This is a genomic window from Pseudomonas sp. NY15437 (assembly GCF_048068435.1).
Lineage (GTDB): Bacteria > Pseudomonadota > Gammaproteobacteria > Pseudomonadales > Pseudomonadaceae > Pseudomonas > Pseudomonas nitroreducens_B.
In genome coordinates this window covers 73,454-94,247 of the sequence record NZ_JBLUQC010000011.1, presented here as the reverse complement: position 1 = coordinate 94,247, position 20,794 = coordinate 73,454, and the positions used below count along the sequence as shown (strand labels likewise).

20 protein-coding genes are annotated in these 20,794 nt (G+C 66.3%); 8 read left to right on the top strand and 12 right to left on the bottom strand.

Annotated features, from left to right (window positions below; genetic code table 11):
- Window positions 1–61: 61 nt before the first annotated feature.
- Entirely contained in the window at window positions 62–664 is a 603-nt protein-coding gene (locus ACNFIA_RS22730; protein ID WP_259756841.1) for a peroxiredoxin, read from the bottom strand.
- Window positions 665–930: 266 nt separating this feature from the next.
- On the opposite strand from ACNFIA_RS22730, the gene ACNFIA_RS22725 reads away from it, so the two are divergent.
- Window positions 931–1,146 (top strand): bacterioferritin-associated ferredoxin, encoded by a 216-nt coding sequence (locus ACNFIA_RS22725; protein WP_416788886.1) that lies wholly within the window; start codon window positions 931–933, stop codon window positions 1,144–1,146.
- 220 nt (window positions 1,147–1,366) lie between these two features.
- Window positions 1,367–1,843 (top strand): bacterioferritin BfrB, encoded by a 477-nt coding sequence (gene bfrB / locus ACNFIA_RS22720; RefSeq protein WP_259756845.1) that lies wholly within the window; start codon window positions 1,367–1,369, stop codon window positions 1,841–1,843.
- 48 nt (window positions 1,844–1,891) lie between these two features.
- On the opposite strand, the gene ACNFIA_RS22715 is transcribed toward bfrB, so the two are convergent.
- The 3 genes from ACNFIA_RS22715 to ACNFIA_RS22705 form a co-directional block, all read right to left on the bottom strand.
- Window positions 1,892–3,055, bottom strand: coding sequence for an MFS transporter (locus tag ACNFIA_RS22715; RefSeq protein ID WP_259756847.1), 1,164 nt, complete (start codon window positions 3,053–3,055; stop codon window positions 1,892–1,894).
- 63 nt (window positions 3,056–3,118) lie between these two features.
- Window positions 3,119–3,445: a Grx4 family monothiol glutaredoxin gene (grxD, locus tag ACNFIA_RS22710; protein WP_259756848.1), complete on the bottom strand. Its 327-nt coding sequence runs from the start codon at window positions 3,443–3,445 to the stop codon at window positions 3,119–3,121.
- A gap of 131 nt (window positions 3,446–3,576) precedes the next feature.
- Window positions 3,577–5,670 carry a molybdopterin oxidoreductase family protein gene (locus tag ACNFIA_RS22705; RefSeq protein WP_416788882.1) on the bottom strand — a complete coding sequence of 698 codons (2,094 nt, stop codon included), beginning with the start codon at window positions 5,668–5,670 and terminating at the stop codon, window positions 3,577–3,579.
- Between the two features lie 315 nt (window positions 5,671–5,985).
- Between ACNFIA_RS22705 and argF the strand changes: the two genes are divergently transcribed.
- Together argF and ACNFIA_RS22695 are read left to right on the top strand one after the other, a co-directional pair.
- Window positions 5,986–6,903: an ornithine carbamoyltransferase gene (argF, locus tag ACNFIA_RS22700; RefSeq protein ID WP_416788879.1), complete on the top strand. Its 918-nt coding sequence runs from the start codon at window positions 5,986–5,988 to the stop codon at window positions 6,901–6,903.
- A gap of 150 nt (window positions 6,904–7,053) precedes the next feature.
- A complete protein-coding gene (locus tag ACNFIA_RS22695) occupies window positions 7,054–8,115 on the top strand; it encodes an ABC transporter ATP-binding protein (RefSeq protein ID WP_416788875.1) in 1,062 nt (353 codons plus the stop codon).
- On the opposite strand, the gene ACNFIA_RS22690 is transcribed toward ACNFIA_RS22695, so the two are convergent.
- From ACNFIA_RS22690 to ybaK, 3 genes are all read right to left on the bottom strand, one after another.
- Window positions 8,112–9,068 carry an electron transfer flavoprotein subunit alpha/FixB family protein gene (locus tag ACNFIA_RS22690; RefSeq protein WP_416788872.1) on the bottom strand — a complete coding sequence of 319 codons (957 nt, stop codon included), beginning with the start codon at window positions 9,066–9,068 and terminating at the stop codon, window positions 8,112–8,114. The two genes, ACNFIA_RS22695 and ACNFIA_RS22690, sit on opposite strands and share 4 nt — an antisense overlap.
- Before the next feature lie 95 nt (window positions 9,069–9,163).
- Window positions 9,164–9,949, bottom strand: coding sequence for a PhzF family phenazine biosynthesis protein (locus ACNFIA_RS22685; RefSeq protein ID WP_416788869.1), 786 nt, complete (start codon window positions 9,947–9,949; stop codon window positions 9,164–9,166).
- A 299-nt stretch (window positions 9,950–10,248) separates the two neighbouring features.
- Window positions 10,249–10,719: a Cys-tRNA(Pro) deacylase gene (gene ybaK / locus ACNFIA_RS22680; protein WP_259756857.1), complete on the bottom strand. Its 471-nt coding sequence runs from the start codon at window positions 10,717–10,719 to the stop codon at window positions 10,249–10,251.
- A 170-nt stretch (window positions 10,720–10,889) separates the two neighbouring features.
- Here ybaK and glpK point away from each other — a divergent pair, with 170 nt between their 5' ends.
- The 3 genes from glpK to glpD all read left to right on the top strand — a co-directional run bounded on the left by glpK (window position 10,890) and on the right by glpD (window position 14,997).
- Window positions 10,890–12,404: a glycerol kinase GlpK gene (gene glpK / locus ACNFIA_RS22675; protein ID WP_416788866.1), complete on the top strand. Its 1,515-nt coding sequence runs from the start codon at window positions 10,890–10,892 to the stop codon at window positions 12,402–12,404.
- A gap of 152 nt (window positions 12,405–12,556) precedes the next feature.
- Window positions 12,557–13,312 (top strand): DeoR/GlpR family transcriptional regulator, encoded by a 756-nt coding sequence (locus ACNFIA_RS22670; protein WP_416788863.1) that lies wholly within the window; start codon window positions 12,557–12,559, stop codon window positions 13,310–13,312.
- A 143-nt stretch (window positions 13,313–13,455) separates the two neighbouring features.
- Window positions 13,456–14,997: a glycerol-3-phosphate dehydrogenase gene (gene glpD, locus ACNFIA_RS22665; protein ID WP_416788861.1), complete on the top strand. Its 1,542-nt coding sequence runs from the start codon at window positions 13,456–13,458 to the stop codon at window positions 14,995–14,997.
- Between the two features lie 9 nt (window positions 14,998–15,006).
- On the opposite strand, the gene ACNFIA_RS22660 is transcribed toward glpD, so the two are convergent.
- From ACNFIA_RS22660 to glnH, 5 genes are read right to left on the bottom strand one after another with little or no spacing between them, the layout of a single operon-like run.
- A complete protein-coding gene (locus ACNFIA_RS22660; RefSeq protein ID WP_259756862.1) occupies window positions 15,007–15,909 on the bottom strand; it encodes a MurR/RpiR family transcriptional regulator in 903 nt (300 codons plus the stop codon).
- Window positions 15,906–16,964 carry a C45 family autoproteolytic acyltransferase/hydolase gene (locus ACNFIA_RS22655; RefSeq protein WP_416788856.1) on the bottom strand — a complete coding sequence of 353 codons (1,059 nt, stop codon included), beginning with the start codon at window positions 16,962–16,964 and terminating at the stop codon, window positions 15,906–15,908. The genes ACNFIA_RS22660 and ACNFIA_RS22655 overlap by 4 nt, the downstream gene beginning before the upstream one ends.
- Before the next feature lie 9 nt (window positions 16,965–16,973).
- Complete coding sequence (glnQ, locus tag ACNFIA_RS22650; RefSeq protein WP_416788853.1) at window positions 16,974–17,696, bottom strand: glutamine ABC transporter ATP-binding protein GlnQ; 723 nt, start codon at window positions 17,694–17,696, stop codon at window positions 16,974–16,976.
- Entirely contained in the window at window positions 17,693–18,349 is a 657-nt protein-coding gene (glnP, locus tag ACNFIA_RS22645) for a glutamine ABC transporter permease GlnP (protein WP_259756866.1), read from the bottom strand. The genes glnQ and glnP overlap by 4 nt, the downstream gene beginning before the upstream one ends.
- Window positions 18,350–18,366: 17 nt before the next feature.
- On the bottom strand, window positions 18,367–19,110 hold the full coding sequence (gene glnH, locus ACNFIA_RS22640; protein WP_416788850.1) for a glutamine ABC transporter substrate-binding protein GlnH: 744 nt from the start codon (window positions 19,108–19,110) through the stop codon (window positions 18,367–18,369).
- A gap of 355 nt (window positions 19,111–19,465) precedes the next feature.
- Between glnH and ACNFIA_RS22635 the strand changes: the two genes are divergently transcribed.
- Window positions 19,466–20,794, top strand: coding sequence for an aspartate aminotransferase family protein (locus ACNFIA_RS22635; RefSeq protein WP_416788847.1), 1,329 nt, complete (start codon window positions 19,466–19,468; stop codon window positions 20,792–20,794).

Genomic DNA, 20,794 nt, shown 5'->3' with positions numbered 1-20,794 from the left:
CTCCTACGAAGAGCCATAAAAAAGCCCCGCCTGGGCGGGGCTCCTTCATGCACAGCCGGCCTTACAGCTTGCCGGCGTTCTCGGCCAGGTAGGCGGCGACGCCTTCGGGCGAAGCGGTCATGCCCTTGTCGCCCTTCTTCCAGTTGGCCGGGCAGACTTCGCCGTGCTCCTCGGTGAACTGCAGGGCGTCGACCAGGCGCAGCAGCTCGTCCATGTTACGGCCCAGCGGCAGGTCGTTGACGATCTGCGAGCGCACCACACCGTTCTGGTCGATCAGGAAGGCGCCACGGAAGGCCACGCCACCTTCGGATTCGACGTCATAGGCCTTGGCGATTTCGTGGGTGATGTCGGCGGCCAGGGTGTACTTGACCGGGCCGATGCCACCCTTGTCCACCGGGGTGTTGCGCCAGGCGTTGTGGGTGAAGTGGGAGTCGATGGAGACGCCGATCACTTCGACGTTGCGCGCCTGGAATTCAGGGATGCGGTGGTCCAGGGCGATCAGCTCGGACGGGCAGACGAAGGTGAAGTCCAGCGGGTAGAAGAACACCAGGCCGTACTTGCCCTTGATGGCTTCGGACAGCACGAAGCTGTCGACGATCTCGCCGGTGCCCAGCACGGCGGCCACATTGAAATCGGGAGCTTTCTTACCTACGAGTACGCTCATTTCCTTCTCCTTGATGGTGAGGCGCTAGGGAGCGAAAAGCCTGCTGCCCGGTCGAAACTGCCGGGCTTGAGGGGCTGCCGCTCAGTGGGGCAGTCATCATACACCGCAACACGCCACGCCTTCATCCATGCGGGTTTCAGCGCCAAGCCACTGAGCGATCAACCATTTATCGGAGACCGTCAAAAGTGACCCGCACAAATTTTGACAATCATTCTCATTATTATTAATATCGCTTCCAACAACCCCACAGCGACTGTAGTGCAACCATGTACGTCTGCCTCTGCAACGGTGTTACCGATACCCAGATCCGCGATGCGATCTACGACGGCGCCTGCAACTATCGCGAAGTGCGCGAATGCACCGGCGTGGGCACCCAGTGCGGCAAGTGCGCCTGCCTGGCCAAACAGGTGGTTCGCGAGACCCTCGGCGAGCTGCAGAGCGCCCAGGCGATAAACTACAACCTGGCCTACGCGGCGGGTTGAGAAAGAAGACCGCTGATCGATTCAGCCGCCTTTGCGAAGAAACCGGGCCCCTGCCCGGTTTTTTTATGCCTGTAATTCAGGTGGTTAGCGCCAAGTTGCGGAATGAAAACATTCGCATTCATATTCCTTTTTATAACAAATTCAAGGACTTATATTTGACATATGGTTATAAGGTGGCGAGAATTTCACTCTCTCCCACTCCACACGGCAGGACCCCGGCATGAAAGGCGACAAGAAAGTCATCCAGCATCTGAACAAGATCCTCGGCAACGAGCTGATCGCCATCAACCAGTACTTCCTGCACTCGCGCATGTGGAACGACTGGGGCCTCAAGCGCCTCGGCGCGCACGAGTACCACGAGTCCATCGATGAGATGAAGCACGCCGACAAGCTCATCGAGCGCATCCTGTTCCTGGAAGGCCTGCCCAACCTGCAGGACCTGGGCAAGCTGCTGATCGGCGAGAACACCCAGGAAATGCTGCAGTGCGACCTGAACCTGGAGCTCAAGGCCTGCAAGGACCTGCGGGAAGCGATCGTGCATTGCGAAAGCGTGCATGACTACGTCAGCCGCGACCTGCTCAAGGACATCCTCGAGTCCGAGGAAGAGCACATCGATTACCTGGAAACCCAGCTGGGCCTGATCCAGAAAGTCGGTCTGGAAAACTACCTGCAGTCGCACATGCACGAAGACGACTGATCAGGAACGGGGCACCGGCGCAGTTGTGGACGCCGGTGCCCTTCCCTTCTAGGCGTTCGCCTTCGGCGGACGACGCACCAGTGACGCCTTCAGCACCAGCCCGGCGCACAGCCCCACCACCACCAGCAACGCCAGGCGCAAGCCCACGTGCTCGGCGAGGAAGCCGATCAGCGGCGGGCCCATCAGCAAGCCGCCATAGCCGAACGACGCCACCGCCGCCACGCCGCGCGAGGGTTCGACGCCCGGACGGTTGCCCGCCGCGCCGATCAGGATCGGCACCACCACCGACAGTCCCGCCCCCACCAGGGCAAACCCGGCAATCGCGCCCACGACCCAGGGGCTGAACAGCGCCAGCAGCATGCCCACGATGGCCAGCAGTGCCAGGTTGCGCACCAGCGCCTCGTCGGCGAAGCGCACCCGCAGACGGTCGCCAAACAGCCTGCCCAGCACCATGGTCGCGGAGAACGCGGCGAAGCCCAGCGCCGCGAGGCGTTCGGACGCGCCCAGCACCTGGTGCAGCAGCAAGGCGCCCCAGTCGGCGACCGCCCCTTCCGAGACGAACGCACACAGCGTCAGCAGTCCCAGGCCCATCAGCGCCGGTGGCGGCAGGCGCCAGCCACGTCGGGCTGGCGCCTCCTCCTCCTTGGGCTCCGGACGGCCCTCGAACAGATGACGGGCGAAGAACGGCAGGATCGCCACCGCGATCAGCGCCAGCAGGCTGAAGTGCCAGATCGGCGCCAGGTCGGCAAAGGCCGCCGCGCCCACGGCTCCCACCAGGCCGCCCAGGCTGTACATGCCATGCAGGCTGGAGATGCACGGGCGACCGAGGCGCCGCTCGACTTCCACCGCCTGGGTATTCATGGCCACGTCCATGGTCGCGAAGGTCAGGCCGACGGCGAGGAAACCCGCCGCCAACACCCACACGTCCTGCGCCAGCCCCAGCAGCGGGAAGGTCGCCATCAGCGCCAGCCCCGAAATGAGGGTGATCGCCCGACTGCCGTAGCGGCGAACCAGCGCACCGGCAAAGGCGAATGCCAGCAGCGCACCGAAGCCCGCGCCCAGCAGGGCCTGGCCCAGTTGCTGCTCGTCCACCCCGGTCATGCTCTTGAGGGCCGGCACGCGCCCCATCACGCTGCCATGGACCATCCCGCCCATGGCGAAGCAGTATCCGCACGCCCAGCGCGCGGCGTTGGCCCGCGTCTGTTCAGTCATCTTTGTTTCTTCCCAAAAACAAAGCCCCGCCAAGGCGGGGCTTTGTGCGACAGCACGAAAGACTCAGGCGTTGGCCTTGCCTACGGCTTCCTTGATCAGCGGTTGCAGCTCACCCTTTTCGAACATCTCGGCCAGGATGTCGCTGCCGCCGACCAGCTCACCGCCAACCCACAGTTGCGGGAAGGTCGGCCAGTTGGCGTACTTGGGCAGGTTGGCGCGGATTTCCGGGTTCTGCAGGATGTCGACATAGGCGAACTTCTCGCCGCAAGCCATCAGAACCTGCGCGGCGCGGGACGAGAAACCGCACTGGGGAGCGTTCGGCGAACCCTTCATGTACAGCAGGACAGGGTTGTTGGCGATCTGCTCTTTGATGGTATCGATGATATCCATGAACTTCCTCGGCTGAACGATCAGATACTGATCCGGCAGGCGCCACGGGGGCATTGGCCGGCACGGTACCGCGCATTGTACTGCAAAGCCGAGCACTACGCTCGGCTTTGCAGGTGACGCGCGTCAGCTCGTCAGGCCGCTTCGACTTCCACCGGCACACCGTTGAGAGCGGTGTTGCCGGAGAGCGCATCCAGGTGGCGCTCGTCGGTCAGGTCGTTGGCGCTGGCACCACCCTGCTCGCGAGCGATGGACAGCTGCACGCCCGGCCGCCCGTGGCCCCAGCCATGGGGCAGGCTGACCACCCCGGCCATCACGTCGTCGCTGGCGGCCACCTCGATCTCGATGCTGCCGACCCGCGAGCGCACGCGAACCTTCTGCCCATCCACCAATCCGCGCGCAGCCAGGTCCTGCGGGTGCATCAGCAACTGGTGGCGCGGCTTGCCCTTCACCAGGCGGTGATAGTTGTGCATCCACGAGTTGTTGCTGCGCACATGGCGGCGACCGATCAGCAGCAGTTGGTCGTGCGCCGGCGACGGGGTATCGGCGAAGCGGCGCAGGTCATTGAGGAAGATCTCCGGTGCCGCCTCGATGCGACGGCTGGCGGTCTTCAGGCGCGGCGCCAAGTTCGGTTGCAGCGGGCCGAGGTCCAGCCCGTGAGGGTGCTCGCGCAGCCGCGCCAGGTTGAGCTTGTGCTCGCTGGCATCGCCGTAGGGGCCGAAGCGCAAGCCCATCTCGATCATCTGCTCGGGCGCCATGGTGGGCTTGAGCTCGGCGCCCAGGCGCGCGGCGTAGGCCTTGGCCAGGCCGACGAAGATTTCCCAGTCGTGCAATGCGCCGTCAGGCTTGGGCAGGACCGCCTCGTTGAAGCGGGTGACATTGCGCACCGCGAAGACGTTGAAGGTGGTGTCGTAGTGATCGTGCTCCAGCGGCGCGGTGGGCGGCAGGATCAGGTCGGCGTAACGCGTGGTTTCGTTGATGTACAGGTCGACGCTGAGCATGAACTCCAGGCCGTCCAGCGCCTGTTCCAGGCGCCGGCCATTGGGCGTGGACAGCACCGGATTGCCGGCGACCGTCACCAGGGCGCGCACCTGCCCCTCGCCTTCGGTGAGCATCTCCTCGGCCAGCGCCGCCACCGGCAGCTCGCCGCCGTACTCCGGCAGGCCGGACACGCGGCTCTGCCAGCGGTTGAAAGCGCCGCCCGCGGTAGTCGCCACCAGATCCACCGCCGGCGTGGTGCACAGGGTGCCACCGACGCGGTCGAGGTTGCCGGTGAGCAGGTTGATCAGCTGCACCAGCCACTGGCAGAGGCTGCCGAACACCTGCGTGGAAACGCCCATGCGTCCGTAGCAGACGGCTTTGTCGGCGGCGGCGAAGTCCCGCGCCAGTTGGCGAATCTGATCGGCCGGCACACCGCAGCGCGCTGCCATGGCGTCGACCGTGAACGGCGCCAGCGCCTTGCGCACGTCCTCCAGGCCGTTCACCGGCAGTCCGGTGTCGCGGGTCAACCCCTCGCTGAGCAGCGTGTCGAGGATGCCCAGCAGCAGCGCCGCGTCCTCGCCGGGGCGGACGAACAGGTGCTGGTCGGCGATGGCCGCCGTTTCGGTGTGGCGCGGGTCGACCACCACCAGCTTGCCGCCGCGCGCCTTCACGGCCTTCAGGCGTTTCTCCACATCCGGCACGGTCATGATGCTGCCATTGGAGGCCAGCGGGTTGCCGCCCAGGATCAGCATGAAGTCGGTGTGATCGATGTCAGGGATCGGTATCAGCAGCCCGTGGCCGAACATCTGCTGGCTGACCAGGTGGTGCGGAAGCTGATCGACGGACGTGGCCGAATAACGATTGCGAGTTTTCAGCTGGCCGAGGAAGTAATTGCTGTGGGTCATCAGCCCGTAATTGTGCACGCTGGGGTTGCCCTGATACACCGCCACGGCATTGCCGCCATGGCGCTCGCGGATGTCCGCCAGGCGCGTGGCGACCAGCTCGAAGGCCTCGTCCCAGCCAATCGGCAGCCATTCGTTGCCGACCCGGCGCACCGGCTGGCGCAGGCGGTCCGGATCGTTCTGGATATCCTGCAGCGCCACTGCCTTGGGGCAGACGTGGCCGCGGCTGAAGCTGTCCTGAGCATCGCCCTTGATCGAGAGGATACGGTCATCCTCGGTCTCGATGGTCAGGCCGCAGATGGCCTCGCAGAGATGGCACGCACGGTGGTGGAGAGTCTTGCTCATGGCTCGCCTCGTTGTTGTTGTCGCCAGCCGCTCGTGGCGCTGGTCGTGGGGTCGCAGAGCACTATGGAACGCGGCCCGGATTCGCACCACCAGCTTCTGTCGGGTGAATCCCCGGGCATCAGGAACGACCATGGAGAATGCCCGGCCGACGGTGCCTTGGGGCTGAACTTGCGTATATCCGTCATTTCCTTATAGGATCGCGCCTTCCCCCATTTTCCGCTCCATGCGGTCCCGCCGCAGGTTCAGCCCGTTTTTTCTCACGAAAGCCGGTCGGTACCTCGGCCTGATTCTGAGAATAAGTAGTAGGTACGAACCATGAGCGCACGTCACTTCCTCTCGATGCTGGATTACACGACCGACGAACTGCTCGGTCTGATCCGCCGCGCCACCGAGCTGAAGGGCCTGCGAGACCGAGGCGTGCTCTACGAACCGCTGAAGAATCGCGTGCTGGGCATGATCTTCGAGAAGGCCTCGACCCGGACGCGGATTTCCTTCGAAGCCGGCATGATCCAGCTCGGCGGCCAGGCCATCTTCCTCTCCCCGCGCGACACCCAGCTGGGCCGCGGCGAGCCGATCGCCGACGCCGCACGGGTGATGTCGCGGATGGTCGATGCGGTGATGATCCGCACCTTCGCCCACAGCAACCTGATCGAATTCTCCGAAAACTCCCGCGTGCCGGTGATCAACGGCCTGTCGGACGACCTGCACCCCTGCCAGTTGCTGGCCGACATGCAGACCTTCCATGAGCACCGCGGCAGCATCGCAGGCAAGACCGTGGCCTGGATCGGCGACGGCAACAACATGTGCAACAGCTACATCGAAGCGGCAATCCGCTTCGACTTCCAGCTGAACGTGGCCTGCCCGGAAGGCTACGAGCCGAACGCCACGCTGATGGCGCAGGCCGGCGAGCGCGTGAAGATCTTCCGCGACCCGCGCGAAGCGGTGGCCGGCGCGCATCTCGTGAGCACCGACGTCTGGGCCTCCATGGGCCAGGAAGACGAAGCGGCCGCGCGCCTGCGCCTGTTCCAGCCATATCAGGTAACACGTGCGCTGCTCGATGGCGCGGCGGCGGATGTACTATTCATGCACTGCCTGCCGGCCCACCGCGGCGAAGAGATCAGCGAAGACCTGCTGGACGACGCGCGCTCGGTGGCCTGGGACCAGGCGGAAAACCGTCTCCACGCCCAGAAGGCGCTGCTCGAACTGCTGGTCGAGCACGCCCACTACGCCTGAGAACCTGCCCGTAATCTGCCTGCGCTGGCCCGGGCGGCGTTGGAATCAGATAAAAAATGCTCATTTAGCAGGCGTAAGCTGCGCTTTTTTTACCTGATTCCGCCTAGCCCGGACTGCGCTCGGCGAGATTCTGAACAGGTTCTACGTTCAATGACCCAAACGCTGCTGCTCAACCTCGACGATCTTTCCTGTGGCTATGAACAGCAGCGAGTGGTGCAAGGCGTCAGCCTGCACCTGAACGCCGGCGACATCGGCTGCCTGCTCGGCCCCTCCGGCTGCGGCAAGACCACCACCCTGCGCGCCATCGCCGGTTTCGAGCCGGTGCAGGGCGGCCGCATCGAGCTGGCCGGCGAGGTGATTTCCCGCTCCGGCTTCACCCTGTCGCCGGAGAAACGCCGGATCGGCATGGTGTTCCAGGACTATGCGCTGTTCCCGCACCTGTGCGTGGCGGACAACATCGCCTTCGGCATCCGCAAGCACCCCGAGCGCGAGCGCATCGTCAGCGAGCTGCTGGAGCTGGTGAAGCTCGACGGCCTTGGCCGGCGCTTCCCCCATGAGCTTTCCGGCGGCCAGCAGCAGCGCGTGGCCCTGGCTCGCGCGCTGGCGCCGCAGCCGCAACTGCTGCTGCTCGACGAACCTTTCTCCAACCTCGACGTGGAGCTGCGCCGCCAGCTCAGCCACGAGGTGCGCGACATCCTCAAGGCGCGCGGCACCAGCGCCATCCTGGTCACCCATGACCAGGAAGAAGCCTTCGCCGTCAGCGATCACGTCGGCGTGTTCCGCCAGGGCGTGCTGGAGCAGTGGGACACTCCGTTCAACCTCTACCACGAGCCGCAGACGCCCTTCGTCGCCAGTTTCGTCGGCCAGGGCTATTTCATTCGCGGACAGATGCGCGGCAGCGATGCGGTGCACACCGAACTGGGCCTGCTGCGCGGCAACCGTGCCTACAGCCTGCCCGATGGCAGCGCCGTGGACGTGCTGCTGCGCCCGGACGATCTGGTGCCCAGCGCCGATGGCGCGCTGAAGGCAAGGATCGTCGGCAAGTCCTTCCTCGGCGCTGCGACGCTGTATCGCTTGCAGCTGCCCACCGGCACCCAGCTGGAGTCACTGTTCCCCAGCCATGCCGACCACCAGCCGGGCGACGAAGTCAGCATCGGCGTGGCCGCCGAGCACCTGGTACTGTTCCCGGCCCAGGGCAGCGTGGCGCTCTAGTCGAGCACGCGGTCCAGCTCGCGCAGCAGGGCCGGCAGCACCTCGAACAGATCGCCCTGCAGGCCATAGTCGGCTATCTCGAAGATCGGCGCGTCCGGGTCGAGGTTGATCGCGGCGATGACCTTCGCGTCCTTCATTCCCGCCACATGTTGCACCGCGCCGGAAATTCCCACGGCCAAATACAACTGGGGCGCGACGATGCGCCCGGACTGGCCGATCTGCAGCTCCGCCGGCGCGAAGCCCGCATCCACCGCCGCCAGTGACGCGCCCACGGCACCGTGCAGGCGATCCGCCAACGGGTAGAGCGCGGCGAATCCCTCGGCCGTCTGCAGGCCACGGCCACCGGCGACGATGACCTTGGCCGACTCCAGCGCGGGCCGCTCGAACGCCGGGTGTTCCTCGCCCTGCCAGGCCGACAGCGCCAGCTCCCCGGCCCCATCGAGTCGTACCAGCTCGGCGCTGCCCCCTTGCGTGGCAACCGGGTCGAAGGCCGTGGGGCGAATGCCCAGCACCGTGATCGGCCCCTCGCAGCGTACGGTGGCAATGGCGTTGCCGGCGTAGATCGGGCGCTGGAAGGTCTCGCGGTCGATCACGGTGATGACGTCGGAGACCGCATCCACGTCCAGCAACGCGGCGATGCGCGGCAGGCAGTCGCGCCCCATGGCGGTCGCGGGCGCGAGCAGGTGGCTGTAGCCAGGGGCAAGCCGCACCACCAGGGCAGAGAGGTTTTCCGCCAGCAGATGGTCGTAGGCGGGATCGTCCACCTGCAGCACGCGAGCGACGCCGACGATCTGCCGCGCCTGCTCCGCCAGGTGCGCAAGGCCGCTGCCGGCCAGCAGCAGATGCACCTCGCCACCGATCTGCCCGGCGGCGGCCAGGGCATTCAAAGTTGCCGGCGCGAGGACGGCGGCGCCGGTGTGGGTGTGGTAGTCAGCGATGACCAGGATTGCCATGGGCCTGCCTCCGTATCTGCGCACCGCGCCAGGGCAGCACGGCGGCCAAAGGAGACTAGCCTAGGCTGGGGAGCCGGCAGCCCCCCCGTCACATGTCAACCAACCAGCAGATGGCCGCTGGCCACCAGGCGGGCGTAACCGGCGATGCTCACGCGGTCGTCCTCCAGGCGGCACCACAGCTCGCCGCCGCGCTCGGAGCACTGGAAGGCGCGCATCTGCAGCTTGTTCAGGCGGCCCGACCAGTAGGGGATCAGGCTGCAGTGGGCGGCACCGGTCACCGGGTCTTCGTTGAGGCCGATGGCCGGGGCGAAGAAGCGCGAGACGAAGTCGTAGTGATCGCTGCGTGCGGTGACGATCACGCCCAGGTAGGGCAAGCGCGCCAGGGCGGCGAAGTCCGGCTTGCAGTCGCGCACGGCCTGCTCGGATTCCAGCAGCGCCAGCAGGTGCGAGGCGTTGCTCAGCGCATCGACCACATCCACCCCCAGCGCGGTCGCCAGCTCCACAGTGGCGCCGGTTTCGCTCGGCGGCTGGGCCGGGAAGTCCAGCGCCAGCCGGCCCTCCTCGCGCGTCACCCGCAGCGGGCCGGACAGCGAGTTCAGCTCCAGCACCTCGCCCGGCTCCTCGAACAAGTTGAACAGCACATAGGCGCTGGCCAGGGTGGCGTGGCCACACAGCGGCACCTCGGCGGTCGGGGTGAACCAGCGGATGCGCCAGCCTTCGGGCTCCTTCACCAGGAAGGCGGTCTCGGACAGGTTGTGCTCGGCGGCGATCTTCTGCATCAGCTCGTCGCTCAGCCAGGCGTCGAGGCGGTAGACCATGGCCGGGTTGCCGGCGAAGGGACGGTCGGTGAAGGCGTCCACCTGGTGGAAGTCGAGCAGCATGACAATCTCCTTGTGAGTGATGGCCGAGCATGACAGAAGCCGACGGGCGGCGAACCGTACAGTAGGGACCACACAGTCCCTCTGAGTCAGCCTCCAGGTGCACCTGCCTTCATCTGAAAGTCAGTGCTTGGGATTTCCCTCTCCCTAACCCTCTCCCTGAAGGGAGAGGGGACTGGTTCGCTATAGGCTGAAACCGTAGCTTCAGCCGGCACGATCTACCCCCTCTCCCTCCGGGAGAGGGTTGGGGTGAGGGCATAGCCTGGCACGGACCAATCAGAAGAGCGCTCCTACACAAATCCTCAGGGCCGCCCGATAGGCGCGAACGTCGCCGCAGTCAGCCCGGCCAGGGTCTCGGCGCTCAGCTCCACCTCCAGCCCGCGCCGCCCGGCACTGACATGGATGGTCGGGTACCCCTGGGCGGACTCGTCAATAAAGGTGCGCAGGCGCTTCTTCTGCCCCAGCGGGCTGATCCCGCCGACCAGGTAGCCGGTGGCGCGCTGCGCCGCGTTGGGGTCGGCCATGTCGGCCTTCTTCACGCCCGCTGCATGGGCCAGCGCCTTGAGGTCCAGGGTGCCTGCCACCGGCACCACCGCCACCAGCAACTCACCCTTCTCGCTCGCCGCCAGCAGCGTCTTGAACACCCGCGCCGGGTCGAGGTTGAGTTTCTCCGCGGCCTCCAGGCCGTAGGACGGCGCCTTGGGGTCGTGCTCGTAGCTGAGCACATGGTGTTCGGCGCGGTTCTTCTTCAGCAGGTCGATGGCGGGGGTCATGATCGGCGGGCTTCTCGCAGGCGGCTTTCCAGCGCATAACAGTAAGCCAAGGTGTGGCGCGCTGCACGGTGTTCGCTTCACCGACGCGGATGAATCCCGTATGTTCACCGCCAATCCCTCCCGGACCTGCCACCGGGACCGCCGAACGGAATCCGCACAAGGCCGCCACCATGACCGACCTGACGAACAAGAAATACGTCGTCGCCCTCGACCAGGGCACCACCAGCTCGCGCGCCATCATCTTCGACCACGACGCCAACGTGGTCAGCGTGGCCCAGCGCGAGTTCGCGCAGATCTACCCGCAGCCGGGCTGGGTCGAGCACGACCCGATGGAAATCTGGGCGACCCAGAGTTCGACCCTGGTGGAAGCCCTGGCCCAGGCCAACATCAGCGTCGCCGAAGTGGCCGCCATCGGCATCACCAACCAGCGCGAAACCACTCTGGTGTGGGACAAGGCGACCGGCCGGCCGATCCACAATGCCATCGTCTGGCAGTGCCGGCGCAGCGCGGCGATCTGCGAGCAGCTCAAGCGCGACGGCCTGGAGCAGCACATCCGCGACACCACCGGGCTGGTCATCGACCCGTACTTCTCCGGCACCAAGCTCAAGTGGATCCTGGATAACGTCGACGGCGCCCGCGAACGCGCACAGCGCGGCGAACTGCTGTTCGGCACGGTGGACAGCTGGCTGATCTGGAAGCTCACCGAAGGCGAGGTGCACGTCACCGACTACACCAACGCATCGCGCACCCTGATGTTCAATATCCACACCCGAGACTGGGACGAGCGCCTGCTCGCCGCGCTGGACGTGCCGCGCGCGATGCTGCCGCAGGTGCGTGTCTCTTCGGAAATCTATGGCCACGCCAAGGTCGGCGGCCTCGGCGTGCACCGCACGCCGATTGCCGGGATCGCCGGCGACCAGCAGGCCGCGCTGTTCGGCCAGATGTGCGTGGAGCCGGGCCAGGCAAAGAACACCTACGGCACCGGCTGCTTCCTGCTGATGAATACCGGTGCCAAGGCGGTGAAATCCACCCACGGCCTGCTCACCACCATCGCCTGCGGACCGCGCGGCGAAGTGGCCTATGCGCTGGAGGGGGCCGTGTTCAACGGCGGCTCCACCGTGCAGTGGCTGCGCGACGAACTGAAGGTGATCAACGACGCCCACGATTCCGAGTACTTCGCCACCAAGGTGAAGGACAGCAATGGCGTCTACCTCGTGCCCGCCTTCACCGGCCTCGGCGCGCCCTACTGGGACCCGTATGCCCGCGGCGCGCTGTTCGGCCTGACCCGCGGGGTGAAGGCCGACCACCTGATCCGCGCCACCCTGGAATCCATTGCCTACCAGACCCGCGACGTGCTCGACGCCATGCAGCAGGACGCCGGCGAGCCGCTGCGCGCCCTGCGGGTGGACGGCGGCGCGGTGGCCAACAACTTCCTCATGCAGTTCCAGGCCGACATCCTCGGCACCCCAGTGGAGCGTCCGCAGATGCGCGAGACCACGGCTCTCGGCGCCGCCGTGCTGGCCGGCCTGGCCTGCGGTTTCTGGAGCAGCCTGGACGAGCTTGCGAACAAGGCGGTGATCGAGCGGGTGTTCCAGCCGGCCTGTGACGAGGCGGAGCGTGCGCGGCTGTATGCGGGATGGAAGAAGGCGGTCGAGCGCACGCGCGGCTGGGCATTCGAAGATTGAGTGCTCTCCTGTAGGAGCGAGCTTGCTCGCGAACCGCTTGATGCAGTGGTGTCAGGCGGGGTTCGCGAGCAAGCTCGCTCCTACAAATCCATGACAGACTCCGTCCCGCTGCGGCATCCTTCCCCTTCGGCCCTTCCACGCGAGCGAACCGAATGAACCTGCCACCCCGACAGCAAAGCATCCTCGACCTGGTCCGCGAGCGCGGTTACCTGAGCATCGAGGAGCTCGCCCAGCAGTTCGCCGTGACCCCGCAGACCATCCGCCGCGACATCAACCAGCTCGCCGAACAAAGCCTGCTGCGCCGCTACCACGGCGGCGCCGCGTGGGACTCCAGCATCGAGAACACCGCCTACAACACCCGCGCCGACCAGATGCGCGACGAGAAGCAGCGCATCGCCGAGGCCATCGCCGCGCACATTCCGGACAACGCCTCGCTGTTCATCAACATCGGCACCACCACCGAGGCCATCGCCCGCGCCCTGCTCGGCCACAAGAACCTCAAGGTCATTACCAACAACCTGCACGTCGCCAGCATCCTCGCCGGCAAGGACGACTTCGAAGTGCTGATCGCCGGCGGCACCGTGCGCGGCGACGGTGGCGTGGTCGGGCAGGCAGCGGTGGACTTCATCGAACAGTTCCGCGTCGACTTCGCCGTGGTCGGCATCAGCGGCATCGACGAGGACGGCAGCCTGCTGGACTTCGACTACCAGGAAGTGCGCGTCTCCCGCGCCATCATCGACAACGCCCGGCAGGTGTTCCTCGCCGCCGACTCCAGCAAGTTCGGGCGCAACGCCGTGGTGCGCCTGGGGCCGATCGCCCTGGTCAGCCGCGTCTTCACCGACAGTCCGCCGCCCGCCGCGGTAGCGCGCCTGCTGCAGCAGCACAAGGTCCAGCTCGAGCTGGTCTGACCCTTCACTGATTCAATTTCGAACATTCAGACGAACACCTGCGCGAATTCGCGCTCAGGGCTGGTCATATTTCGTTCACTGAACTAGGATATTTTCGAAAACGAACATCAAAAGATTCACTTTCAATCCCGAAGGCGGCTCCCATGACCTCCACCCGCTCGCGCCATGCGCCCCTTGCCGAAGTCTATGATCTGGCCGTCGTCGGCGGCGGCATCAACGGTGCAGGGATCGCGGCGGACGCCGCCGGGCGCGGGCTGTCGGTGTTCCTTTGTGAACAGCACGACCTCGCCAGCCATACCTCCTCCGCCAGCAGCAAGCTGATCCACGGCGGCCTGCGCTACCTGGAGCACTATGAATTCCGCCTGGTCCGCGAAGCCCTCGCCGAGCGCGAAGTGTTGCTGGCCAAGGCGCCGCACATCGTGCATCCGCTGCGCTTCGTGCTGCCCCACCGTCCGCACCTGCGCCCGGCCTGGATGATCCGCGCCGGCCTGTTCCTCTACGACCACCTGGGCAAGCGCGAGAAGCTACCGCCCTCCCGCGGCCTGCGCTTCGGTATCGACAGCCCGCTGAAGGCCGAGATCGCCCGCGGCTTCGAATATTCCGATTGCTGGGTGGACGACGCGCGCCTGGTGGTGCTCAACGCCATGGCCGCCCGCGAGCATGGCGGACATATCCATCCGCGCACCCGCTGCGTCAGCGCCCGGCGCAGCAAGGGCCTGTGGCACCTGCACCTGGAGCGCCGCGACGGCAGCCTGTACTCGGTGCGCGCCCGCGCGCTGGTCAACGCCGCCGGCCCCTGGGTCGACCGCTTCCTGCGCGATGAGCTGCGGCAGAAGCCGCCCTACGGCATCCGCCTGATCCAGGGCAGCCACCTGATCGTGCCGCGCCTGTACGAAGGCGAGCAGGCCTACATCCTGCAGAACGAGGACCGCCGCATCGTCTTCGCCATCCCCTACCTGCGCCAGTTCACCCTGATAGGCACCACCGACCGCGAATACCAGGGCGACCCGGCGGCGATCCGCATCAGCGAAGCAGAGACCGACTACCTGCTCGACGTGGTCAACGCGCACTTCAAGCGCCAGCTGGGTCGCCAGGACATCCTGCACAGCTTCTCCGGCGTACGCCCGCTGTGTGACGACGAATCCGACGACCCGTCGGCCGTGACCCGCGACTACACCCTGGCCCTGGACAATACGCCCGGCGAAGCGCCGCTGCTGTCGGTGTTCGGCGGCAAGCTGACCACCTACCGCAAGCTCGCCGAGGCCGCGCTGGAACAGCTGGCGCCGCACTTCGCTGGTGTGATGAAACCCCGCTGGACCGCCAGCGCCCCGCTGCCCGGCGGTGAAGCCATGACCACGGTGGAAGAGCTGGCCGTGCAGCTCATGGAGCGCCTGCGCCAGCTCGACCCCGCCCTCGCCCGCCGCTGGGCCGGCACCTACGGCAGCCGCATCTGGACACTGCTGGGCGGTGCGCACAACCTCAGCGAACTGGGCGAACACCTCGGCGCCGGGCTCTATGCGCGGGAAGTGGAATACCTGGTGCGCGAGGAGTGGGCGCATGACGCCGACGACATCCTCTGGCGCCGCACCAAGCTCGGCCTGTTCCTCAACGCCCGGCAGCGCGAGCGCCTGGAGCAGTTCCTGCGCAGCGAAAGCCCGCTGGAGCCGACGACGCAGGTCGCCTGAGGCGGCTCGTCAGAGCGACGCGTTCAGCTCGCTGATCAGCTCTTCGCGCTGGCGCAGGGATTCCAGCGCGCTTTCGCCCAACTGCCCCGCCACCTCGCTCAGCAGCCCCTGCGCCAGCAGCATGAAGGCGCACATGCTGTTGCTGTAGAACAGGCTGTGGTTGGGCACATGGAAGCTGTACCGCGCCACCTTCGACAGCGGTGAGCTGGAGGAGTCGGTGAGGGCCACCACCTCGATGCCATGCCGCGCGGCCACTTCTGCGGTGGCCAGCACGCTGGGCGTATAGGGGAAGCAACTGGCGACCACCAGCACATCGCCGGCATCCAGCTGCGCCAGCGCGTCGGCCACGCCCTGGCGACTGGCGTCCAGCGCCGCCACGTCCTGGCGCAGCATGCCCAGGCCGTAGGACATGAACAGCGCCAGCGAGGTGAACTGGCGCATGCCGTGGATGCGCACACGGCGCGCCGTGGCCAGCAGCTCCACCACGCGGGCGAACACCTCCGGCTCGACCTGCTCGATCAGGCTGGCGATGTTGGTGCTTTCCTGCCGCCCCAGACGGGTCAGGCGAGACAGGGTGGTGTCGGACGGCGTCAGCAGCAGGCGCGAGGCCTGGTCGCTGTAGAAACTCTTGCCTTCGGTCAGCTCGCGGCGGAATACATCCTGGAACTTGCTGAAGCCGCCATACCCCAGACGCTGGGCCAGGCGCGACAACGTCGAGGCATTCACCCCGAGCTGCTCGGACAGCTCGCTGATCGAAGACACCGCGGTGCGCTGCGGCGCCTCGATCAGCGCGGCCAGCACCCGCCGCGAACTGCCGCCCAGGGAAATACCCGATTCGCCACGCTCGATAGCCTCCAGCAGCTGCTTGAGGGCTCCCAGGTTATCGGGCAATGCGGCGGGCGCTTGGGTCATCGGGCAGGTCCGTTGGCGGAATGAGGGCGGATACTGCCGGCCGCTTCCACGTGCTGGACGTCCGGCTGGCAGTAGACGCGCCATTCTACCGAGTTCGCCCCAATGCGAAACACAGCGGTGGCCAGGGTGTTCTCATCGTCCGGATCGTCCTCCGCACGCCGGTAGATCGGCAGCTCGGGGCCTGCGACATCCCGCAGGATCGCCAGGGCGCGGGCCTCATCGAGCAACCCCGCGCCATCCCCCAGGAGCACATCGACGCGGCGCTGGCGGCTGCCGGAGCTGCCGGTGATGCGCTGCCCCGCGGCGTCCAGCCCGGCATCCAGTAGGTGGTTGGAGTGCCCGCCGAGACGCCGCACCTTGCGCACCGCGACACCGGACGAGCAGGCCTCGACGCTCACCAGATGGGCCGAACCGACCTGCCCGAGGGTATGGTGGAAGGCCCCGGCGCGGCCCGTGCGCGAGAGCATGTCGACGGCCGCCTCCAGGCTGGCGCACTCCAGCACCGCGCGGGCCAGCACCTGGCGCGGCAGGCCGGCCGGAATGCGGGTCGGACGGAGATTGTTCACCGTGCTGACCAGCCCGGCGGCGTTCACCGCGAAGGTATGGCCGGGAATCGAGCCGGGATAGACGAAGCTGGTGAAGGCCATGCCCTGCGCCGGCGTTGCCTCGAGCAAGCCACAGGCGCCATCGAGGGACGGCAGGCCGTCCTCGTTGTGGGCGATCAGCCAGCCGTCGGCGCAGGGGCCGAATACCGTGGTGCAGCCGTCCACGCTCTGCGGCCGGACGAAATCGCCGCGGCAGTTCCAGAGGAAGACTTCCTCCACCGGCAATGCCAGGCCATCGGCCAGGCCGCGGAATTCCTCCCAGATACGCGGAAAGTCCGCCTCGACCTGCGCTTGCATGGCCCTGGCCGCCTCGGAGCCGGCCAGGGCTGCGAGACTTTGCCACAGTGGCAGCGGGCGCAGGCGCCGGTGCACCGCATCGTGGCCGAAGCGGCCCAGTCCCAGGCCGATGTCGTAAGGGCTGCCGCCCAGTTTCAGGGGTTGCAGGATCATCGACGCACCTCAGGCGACATGTTGCAGGAACTCGCGCAGGCGCGGGCTGGTGGGGTTGCCGATCAGGCTGGCGGGATCGCCGTCCTCGGTGATGCGGCCCTTGTCGATGAAGATCGGGCGCGAGGCGACCTTGCGGGCAAAATCGATCTCGTGGGTGACGATGACCATGGTCATGCCCTCCTCCGCCAGGTCCTTCATCACCTGCAGCACCTCGTGGCGCAGCTCGGGGTCGAGCGCCGAGGTGGGCTCGTCGAACAGCATCAGCTTGGGCTTCACCGCCAGCGCGCGGGCGATGGCCACGCGCTGCTGCTGGCCGCCCGACAGCTCCGACGGATAGTGACCGGCGCGCTCGGAGAGCCCGACCTTCGCCAGCAACTGACGCGCCTGCGCCTCGGCGTCCGCCTTCTTCGCCCCGCGCACGCGGATCGGGCCGAAGGCGACGTTCTCCAGCGCGGTCATCTGCGGGAACAGGTGGAACTGCTGGAACACCATCCCCGCCTCCTGGCGGATCAGGCGCTCGTCCACCTTCGGGTCGTTGACCTCCATGCCGTCGACGAACAGCTCGCCGTCGGTGATCACCTCCAGCTTGTTGATGCAGCGCAGCAAGGTGGACTTGCCGGAGCCGGACGGGCCGATGATCACCACCACCTCGCCGTTGCCGATCTTCAGGTTGATGTCGTGGAGCACCTGGGTTTCGCCAAAGTGCTTGGAGACCTGCTTGAACTCGATCATAGGATCTTCAGCCTCGATTCCATGCGCCGCAGCACGTAACTCAGTACCAGCGTGATGATCAGGTAGATCACCGCCACCGCCGACCAGATTTCCATCGCGCGGAAGTTGCCGGCGATCACTTCCTGGCCCTGGCGGGTCAGCTCGGCGACGCCGATGACGATGAACAGCGAGGTGTCCTTGATGCTCACGATCCACTGGTTGCCCAGCGCCGGGATCATCCGACGGAAGGCCAGCGGCGCGATCACGTAGCGCAAGGTGTCGCGCCCGGACAGCCCCAGCGCCAGCCCCGCCTCGCGGAAGCCCTTGTTCACCGAGAGCAGCGCGCCGCGGGTGATCTCGGCGATGTAGGCCCCGGAGTTGATCATGATGGTGACCACCGCCGCGCTGAACGGGTCGATGCGCACCGGGATCATCAACGGCAGGGCGAAGTAGATGAACATCACCTGGACCATGATCGGCGTGCCGCGGATCAGCTCGACGAACACCAGCGCCAGGCGGCTGCCGATGAAGCCGCCGTAGGCGCGGCCGACGCCGGCCACCAGGCCGATCACCGCGCCGCCGACCAGGCCGAGAATGGATATCCACAGGGTCAGCCGGGCGCCCTCGAGCAGCACCGGCAACGCGTCCCAGATGGCGGACCATTGGAAATGCATGGATGACTACCTCTGCTTTATTTCGGGTCGGTGCCGAACCACTTGCGGTAGATCTGCGCGTAGGTGCCGTTCTCACGCAGCTTCTTCAGCGCCGCGTTCACCGGCTCGCGCATCTCGCTGCCCTTGGGGAAGCCGATGCCGTACTGCTGCGCCATCATCTGCTCGCCCACGGCCTTCACCTGCCCGTCGCCGGCGGTCTTGATGTAGTAAAGGACGTTCGGCGTGTCGTGCATCGCCGCATCGACGCGGCCGGTGCGAAGCTCCAGGTAGGCGTTGTCGACATTGGGGAACTGGCGCAGGTCGCCGGCCTTCAGATTGGCCTTGGCGTAGTCCGCCGCCGAGGTGCCGCTCTTCACGGCCAGGCTCTTGCCGGCGATGTCGGCGGGGCTCTTGATGCTGTCGTTGTCGGCCTTGACCATCAGCAGGAAGCCGCTGTCGTAGTAGCCGTCGGAGAAGTCGATGACCTGCTTGCGGTCTTCCTTGATGGTGATGCCGGCCAGGGCGGCGTCGACGTTGCGGGTCTGCAGCGCGGGGATGATGCCGTTGAAATCCATCGGCTTGAGCTGGTAGCTCACGCCCATTTCCTTGGCGATGGCTTCCCAGAGGTCGATGTCGAAGCCGACGTATTTATCGCCCTGCTTGAACTCGAAGGGCACGAAGGCGGTGTCGGTGGCGATCAACAGGTCCTTGTCGGCGGCCATCGACTGGCTGGCGGCGAACAGGGAGAGCGCGGCGAACGAGGCTTGCAGCAACTTTTTCATGCAGGACTTCCTCTTGCGGGACGGCGGGATGCGCCGCCCCACGAGGGCGGCGCGCATTAGCGGCAGTTCGATGCAACGGGCCTGGGCCCGGACTTTATTGTTTTGAGCGGCTAACCCACATTCGGGGCTGCATGCACTAGCGTGCTTTCATGCAAAATAAACATGCAAATAAAATCATTGCAAGCTTTTTTCGCCTACCGGCAACGCTACTGAAATGACCGCCAGCGCCCGCCTCGCGAGGATTTGCACGGAAATAGAGGCCTCCAGCGTGCTTCGGCGACCCTCCCGCTGCGCAATAAAAATTTGCCAATCACAAAAATGCATTTAATATTTGCGCAAACCCCTGGAGGTCACCATGAGCCACGTCCTGCACCGCAGCCTCACCCAGTCCTACCCCACGGCCGTTCGCGGCGAGGGCGCCTACCTGATCGACAGCGACGGCCGCCGCTACCTGGACGCCAGCGGTGGCGCGGCGGTGTCCTGCCTGGGGCACAGCGATGCCGAGGTGATCGAAGCGGTCCGCCGGCAGATCGGCAACCTGGCCTACGCCCACACCTCCTTCTTCACCAGCGAGCCGATGGAAGAGCTGGCGGACTTCCTTATCGCCCGCGCCCCCGCCGGAATGCGCTCGGTGTACTTCGTCTCGGGTGGTTCGGAGGCGGTGGAAGCGGCGCTCAAGCTGGCCCGTCAGTACTTCGTGGAGATCGGCCAGCCACAGCGCACGCACCTGATCGCGCGGCGCCAGAGCTACCACGGCAACACCCTCGGCGCCCTGGCCACCGGCGGCAACGCCTGGCGGCGCCAGCAGTTCCAGCCGCTGCTCATCGACGTCAGCCACGTCAGCCCCTGCTATGCCTATCGCGGCCAGGCCGAAGGCGAAACGCCGGAAGCCTACGGCGAACGCCTGGCGCGGGAGCTGGAAGCGGAAATCCTCAACCTGGGCCCGGACACGGTCATGGCTTTTGTCGCCGAACCGGTGGTGGGTGCCACCCTTGGCGCGGTGACCGCCGTGCCGGGCTACTTCAAGCGCGTGCGGGACATCTGCGACCGCTATGGCGTGCTGCTGATCCTCGATGAAGTGATGTGCGGCATGGGCCGCACCGGCACGCTGTTCGCCGCCGAACAGGAAGGCATCAGCGCGGACCTCATCACCGTCGCCAAAGGCCTGGGCGCCGGCTACCAACCCATCGGCGCGACCCTGGTCAGCCAGCGCATCCACGACGCCATCGCCACAGGCTCGGGGTTCTTCCAGCACGGCCACACCTACATCGGCCACGCCACCGCCTGCGCCGCCGCGCTGGCGGTACAGAAGACCATCGAACAACGCAACCTGCTGCCACGCGTGCGGGACCTCGGCGAGAAGCTCCAGCAACGGTTGCGCAGCACACTGGGCGAACACCCGAACATCGGCGACATTCGTGGCCGCGGGCTGTTCCAGGGAGTCGAACTGGTCGCCGACCGCGCCAGCAAGGCGCCCTTCCCCGCCGAAGCGAAACTGCACGCGCGGGTCAAGAAGGCCGCCATGCAGGAAGGGCTGATGTGCTACCCCATGGGCGGCACGGTGGATGGACGCAGCGGCGACCACATTCTCCTCGCCCCGCCCTTCATCCTCGAAGAGGCGCAGCTGGACGAGCTGACTGAAAAGCTGCAGCGCGCCATCGTCAAAGCCATTGGCAGCCTCTGA

Excerpts from the sequence above, each read along its gene's own strand:
- ACNFIA_RS22730 (WP_259756841.1), bottom strand. The coding sequence starts at position 664 with ATGAGCGTACTCGTAGGTAAGAAAGCTCCCGATTTCAATGTGGCCGCC.
- ACNFIA_RS22725 (WP_416788886.1), top strand. The coding sequence starts at position 931 with ATGTACGTCTGCCTCTGCAACGGTGTTACCGATACCCAGATCCGCGAT.
- bfrB (WP_259756845.1), top strand. The coding sequence starts at position 1,367 with ATGAAAGGCGACAAGAAAGTCATCCAGCATCTGAACAAGATCCTCGGC.
- ACNFIA_RS22715 (WP_259756847.1), bottom strand. The coding sequence starts at position 3,055 with ATGACTGAACAGACGCGGGCCAACGCCGCGCGCTGGGCGTGCGGATAC.
- grxD (WP_259756848.1), bottom strand. The coding sequence starts at position 3,445 with ATGGATATCATCGATACCATCAAAGAGCAGATCGCCAACAACCCTGTC.
- ACNFIA_RS22705 (WP_416788882.1), bottom strand. The coding sequence starts at position 5,670 with ATGAGCAAGACTCTCCACCACCGTGCGTGCCATCTCTGCGAGGCCATC.
- argF (WP_416788879.1), top strand. The coding sequence starts at position 5,986 with ATGAGCGCACGTCACTTCCTCTCGATGCTGGATTACACGACCGACGAA.
- ACNFIA_RS22695 (WP_416788875.1), top strand. The coding sequence starts at position 7,054 with ATGACCCAAACGCTGCTGCTCAACCTCGACGATCTTTCCTGTGGCTAT.
- ACNFIA_RS22690 (WP_416788872.1), bottom strand. The coding sequence starts at position 9,068 with ATGGCAATCCTGGTCATCGCTGACTACCACACCCACACCGGCGCCGCC.
- ACNFIA_RS22685 (WP_416788869.1), bottom strand. The coding sequence starts at position 9,949 with ATGCTGCTCGACTTCCACCAGGTGGACGCCTTCACCGACCGTCCCTTC.
- ybaK (WP_259756857.1), bottom strand. The coding sequence starts at position 10,719 with ATGACCCCCGCCATCGACCTGCTGAAGAAGAACCGCGCCGAACACCAT.
- glpK (WP_416788866.1), top strand. The coding sequence starts at position 10,890 with ATGACCGACCTGACGAACAAGAAATACGTCGTCGCCCTCGACCAGGGC.
- ACNFIA_RS22670 (WP_416788863.1), top strand. The coding sequence starts at position 12,557 with ATGAACCTGCCACCCCGACAGCAAAGCATCCTCGACCTGGTCCGCGAG.
- glpD (WP_416788861.1), top strand. The coding sequence starts at position 13,456 with ATGACCTCCACCCGCTCGCGCCATGCGCCCCTTGCCGAAGTCTATGAT.
- ACNFIA_RS22660 (WP_259756862.1), bottom strand. The coding sequence starts at position 15,909 with ATGACCCAAGCGCCCGCCGCATTGCCCGATAACCTGGGAGCCCTCAAG.
- ACNFIA_RS22655 (WP_416788856.1), bottom strand. The coding sequence starts at position 16,964 with ATGATCCTGCAACCCCTGAAACTGGGCGGCAGCCCTTACGACATCGGC.
- glnQ (WP_416788853.1), bottom strand. The coding sequence starts at position 17,696 with ATGATCGAGTTCAAGCAGGTCTCCAAGCACTTTGGCGAAACCCAGGTG.
- glnP (WP_259756866.1), bottom strand. The coding sequence starts at position 18,349 with ATGCATTTCCAATGGTCCGCCATCTGGGACGCGTTGCCGGTGCTGCTC.
- glnH (WP_416788850.1), bottom strand. The coding sequence starts at position 19,110 with ATGAAAAAGTTGCTGCAAGCCTCGTTCGCCGCGCTCTCCCTGTTCGCC.
- ACNFIA_RS22635 (WP_416788847.1), top strand. The coding sequence starts at position 19,466 with ATGAGCCACGTCCTGCACCGCAGCCTCACCCAGTCCTACCCCACGGCC.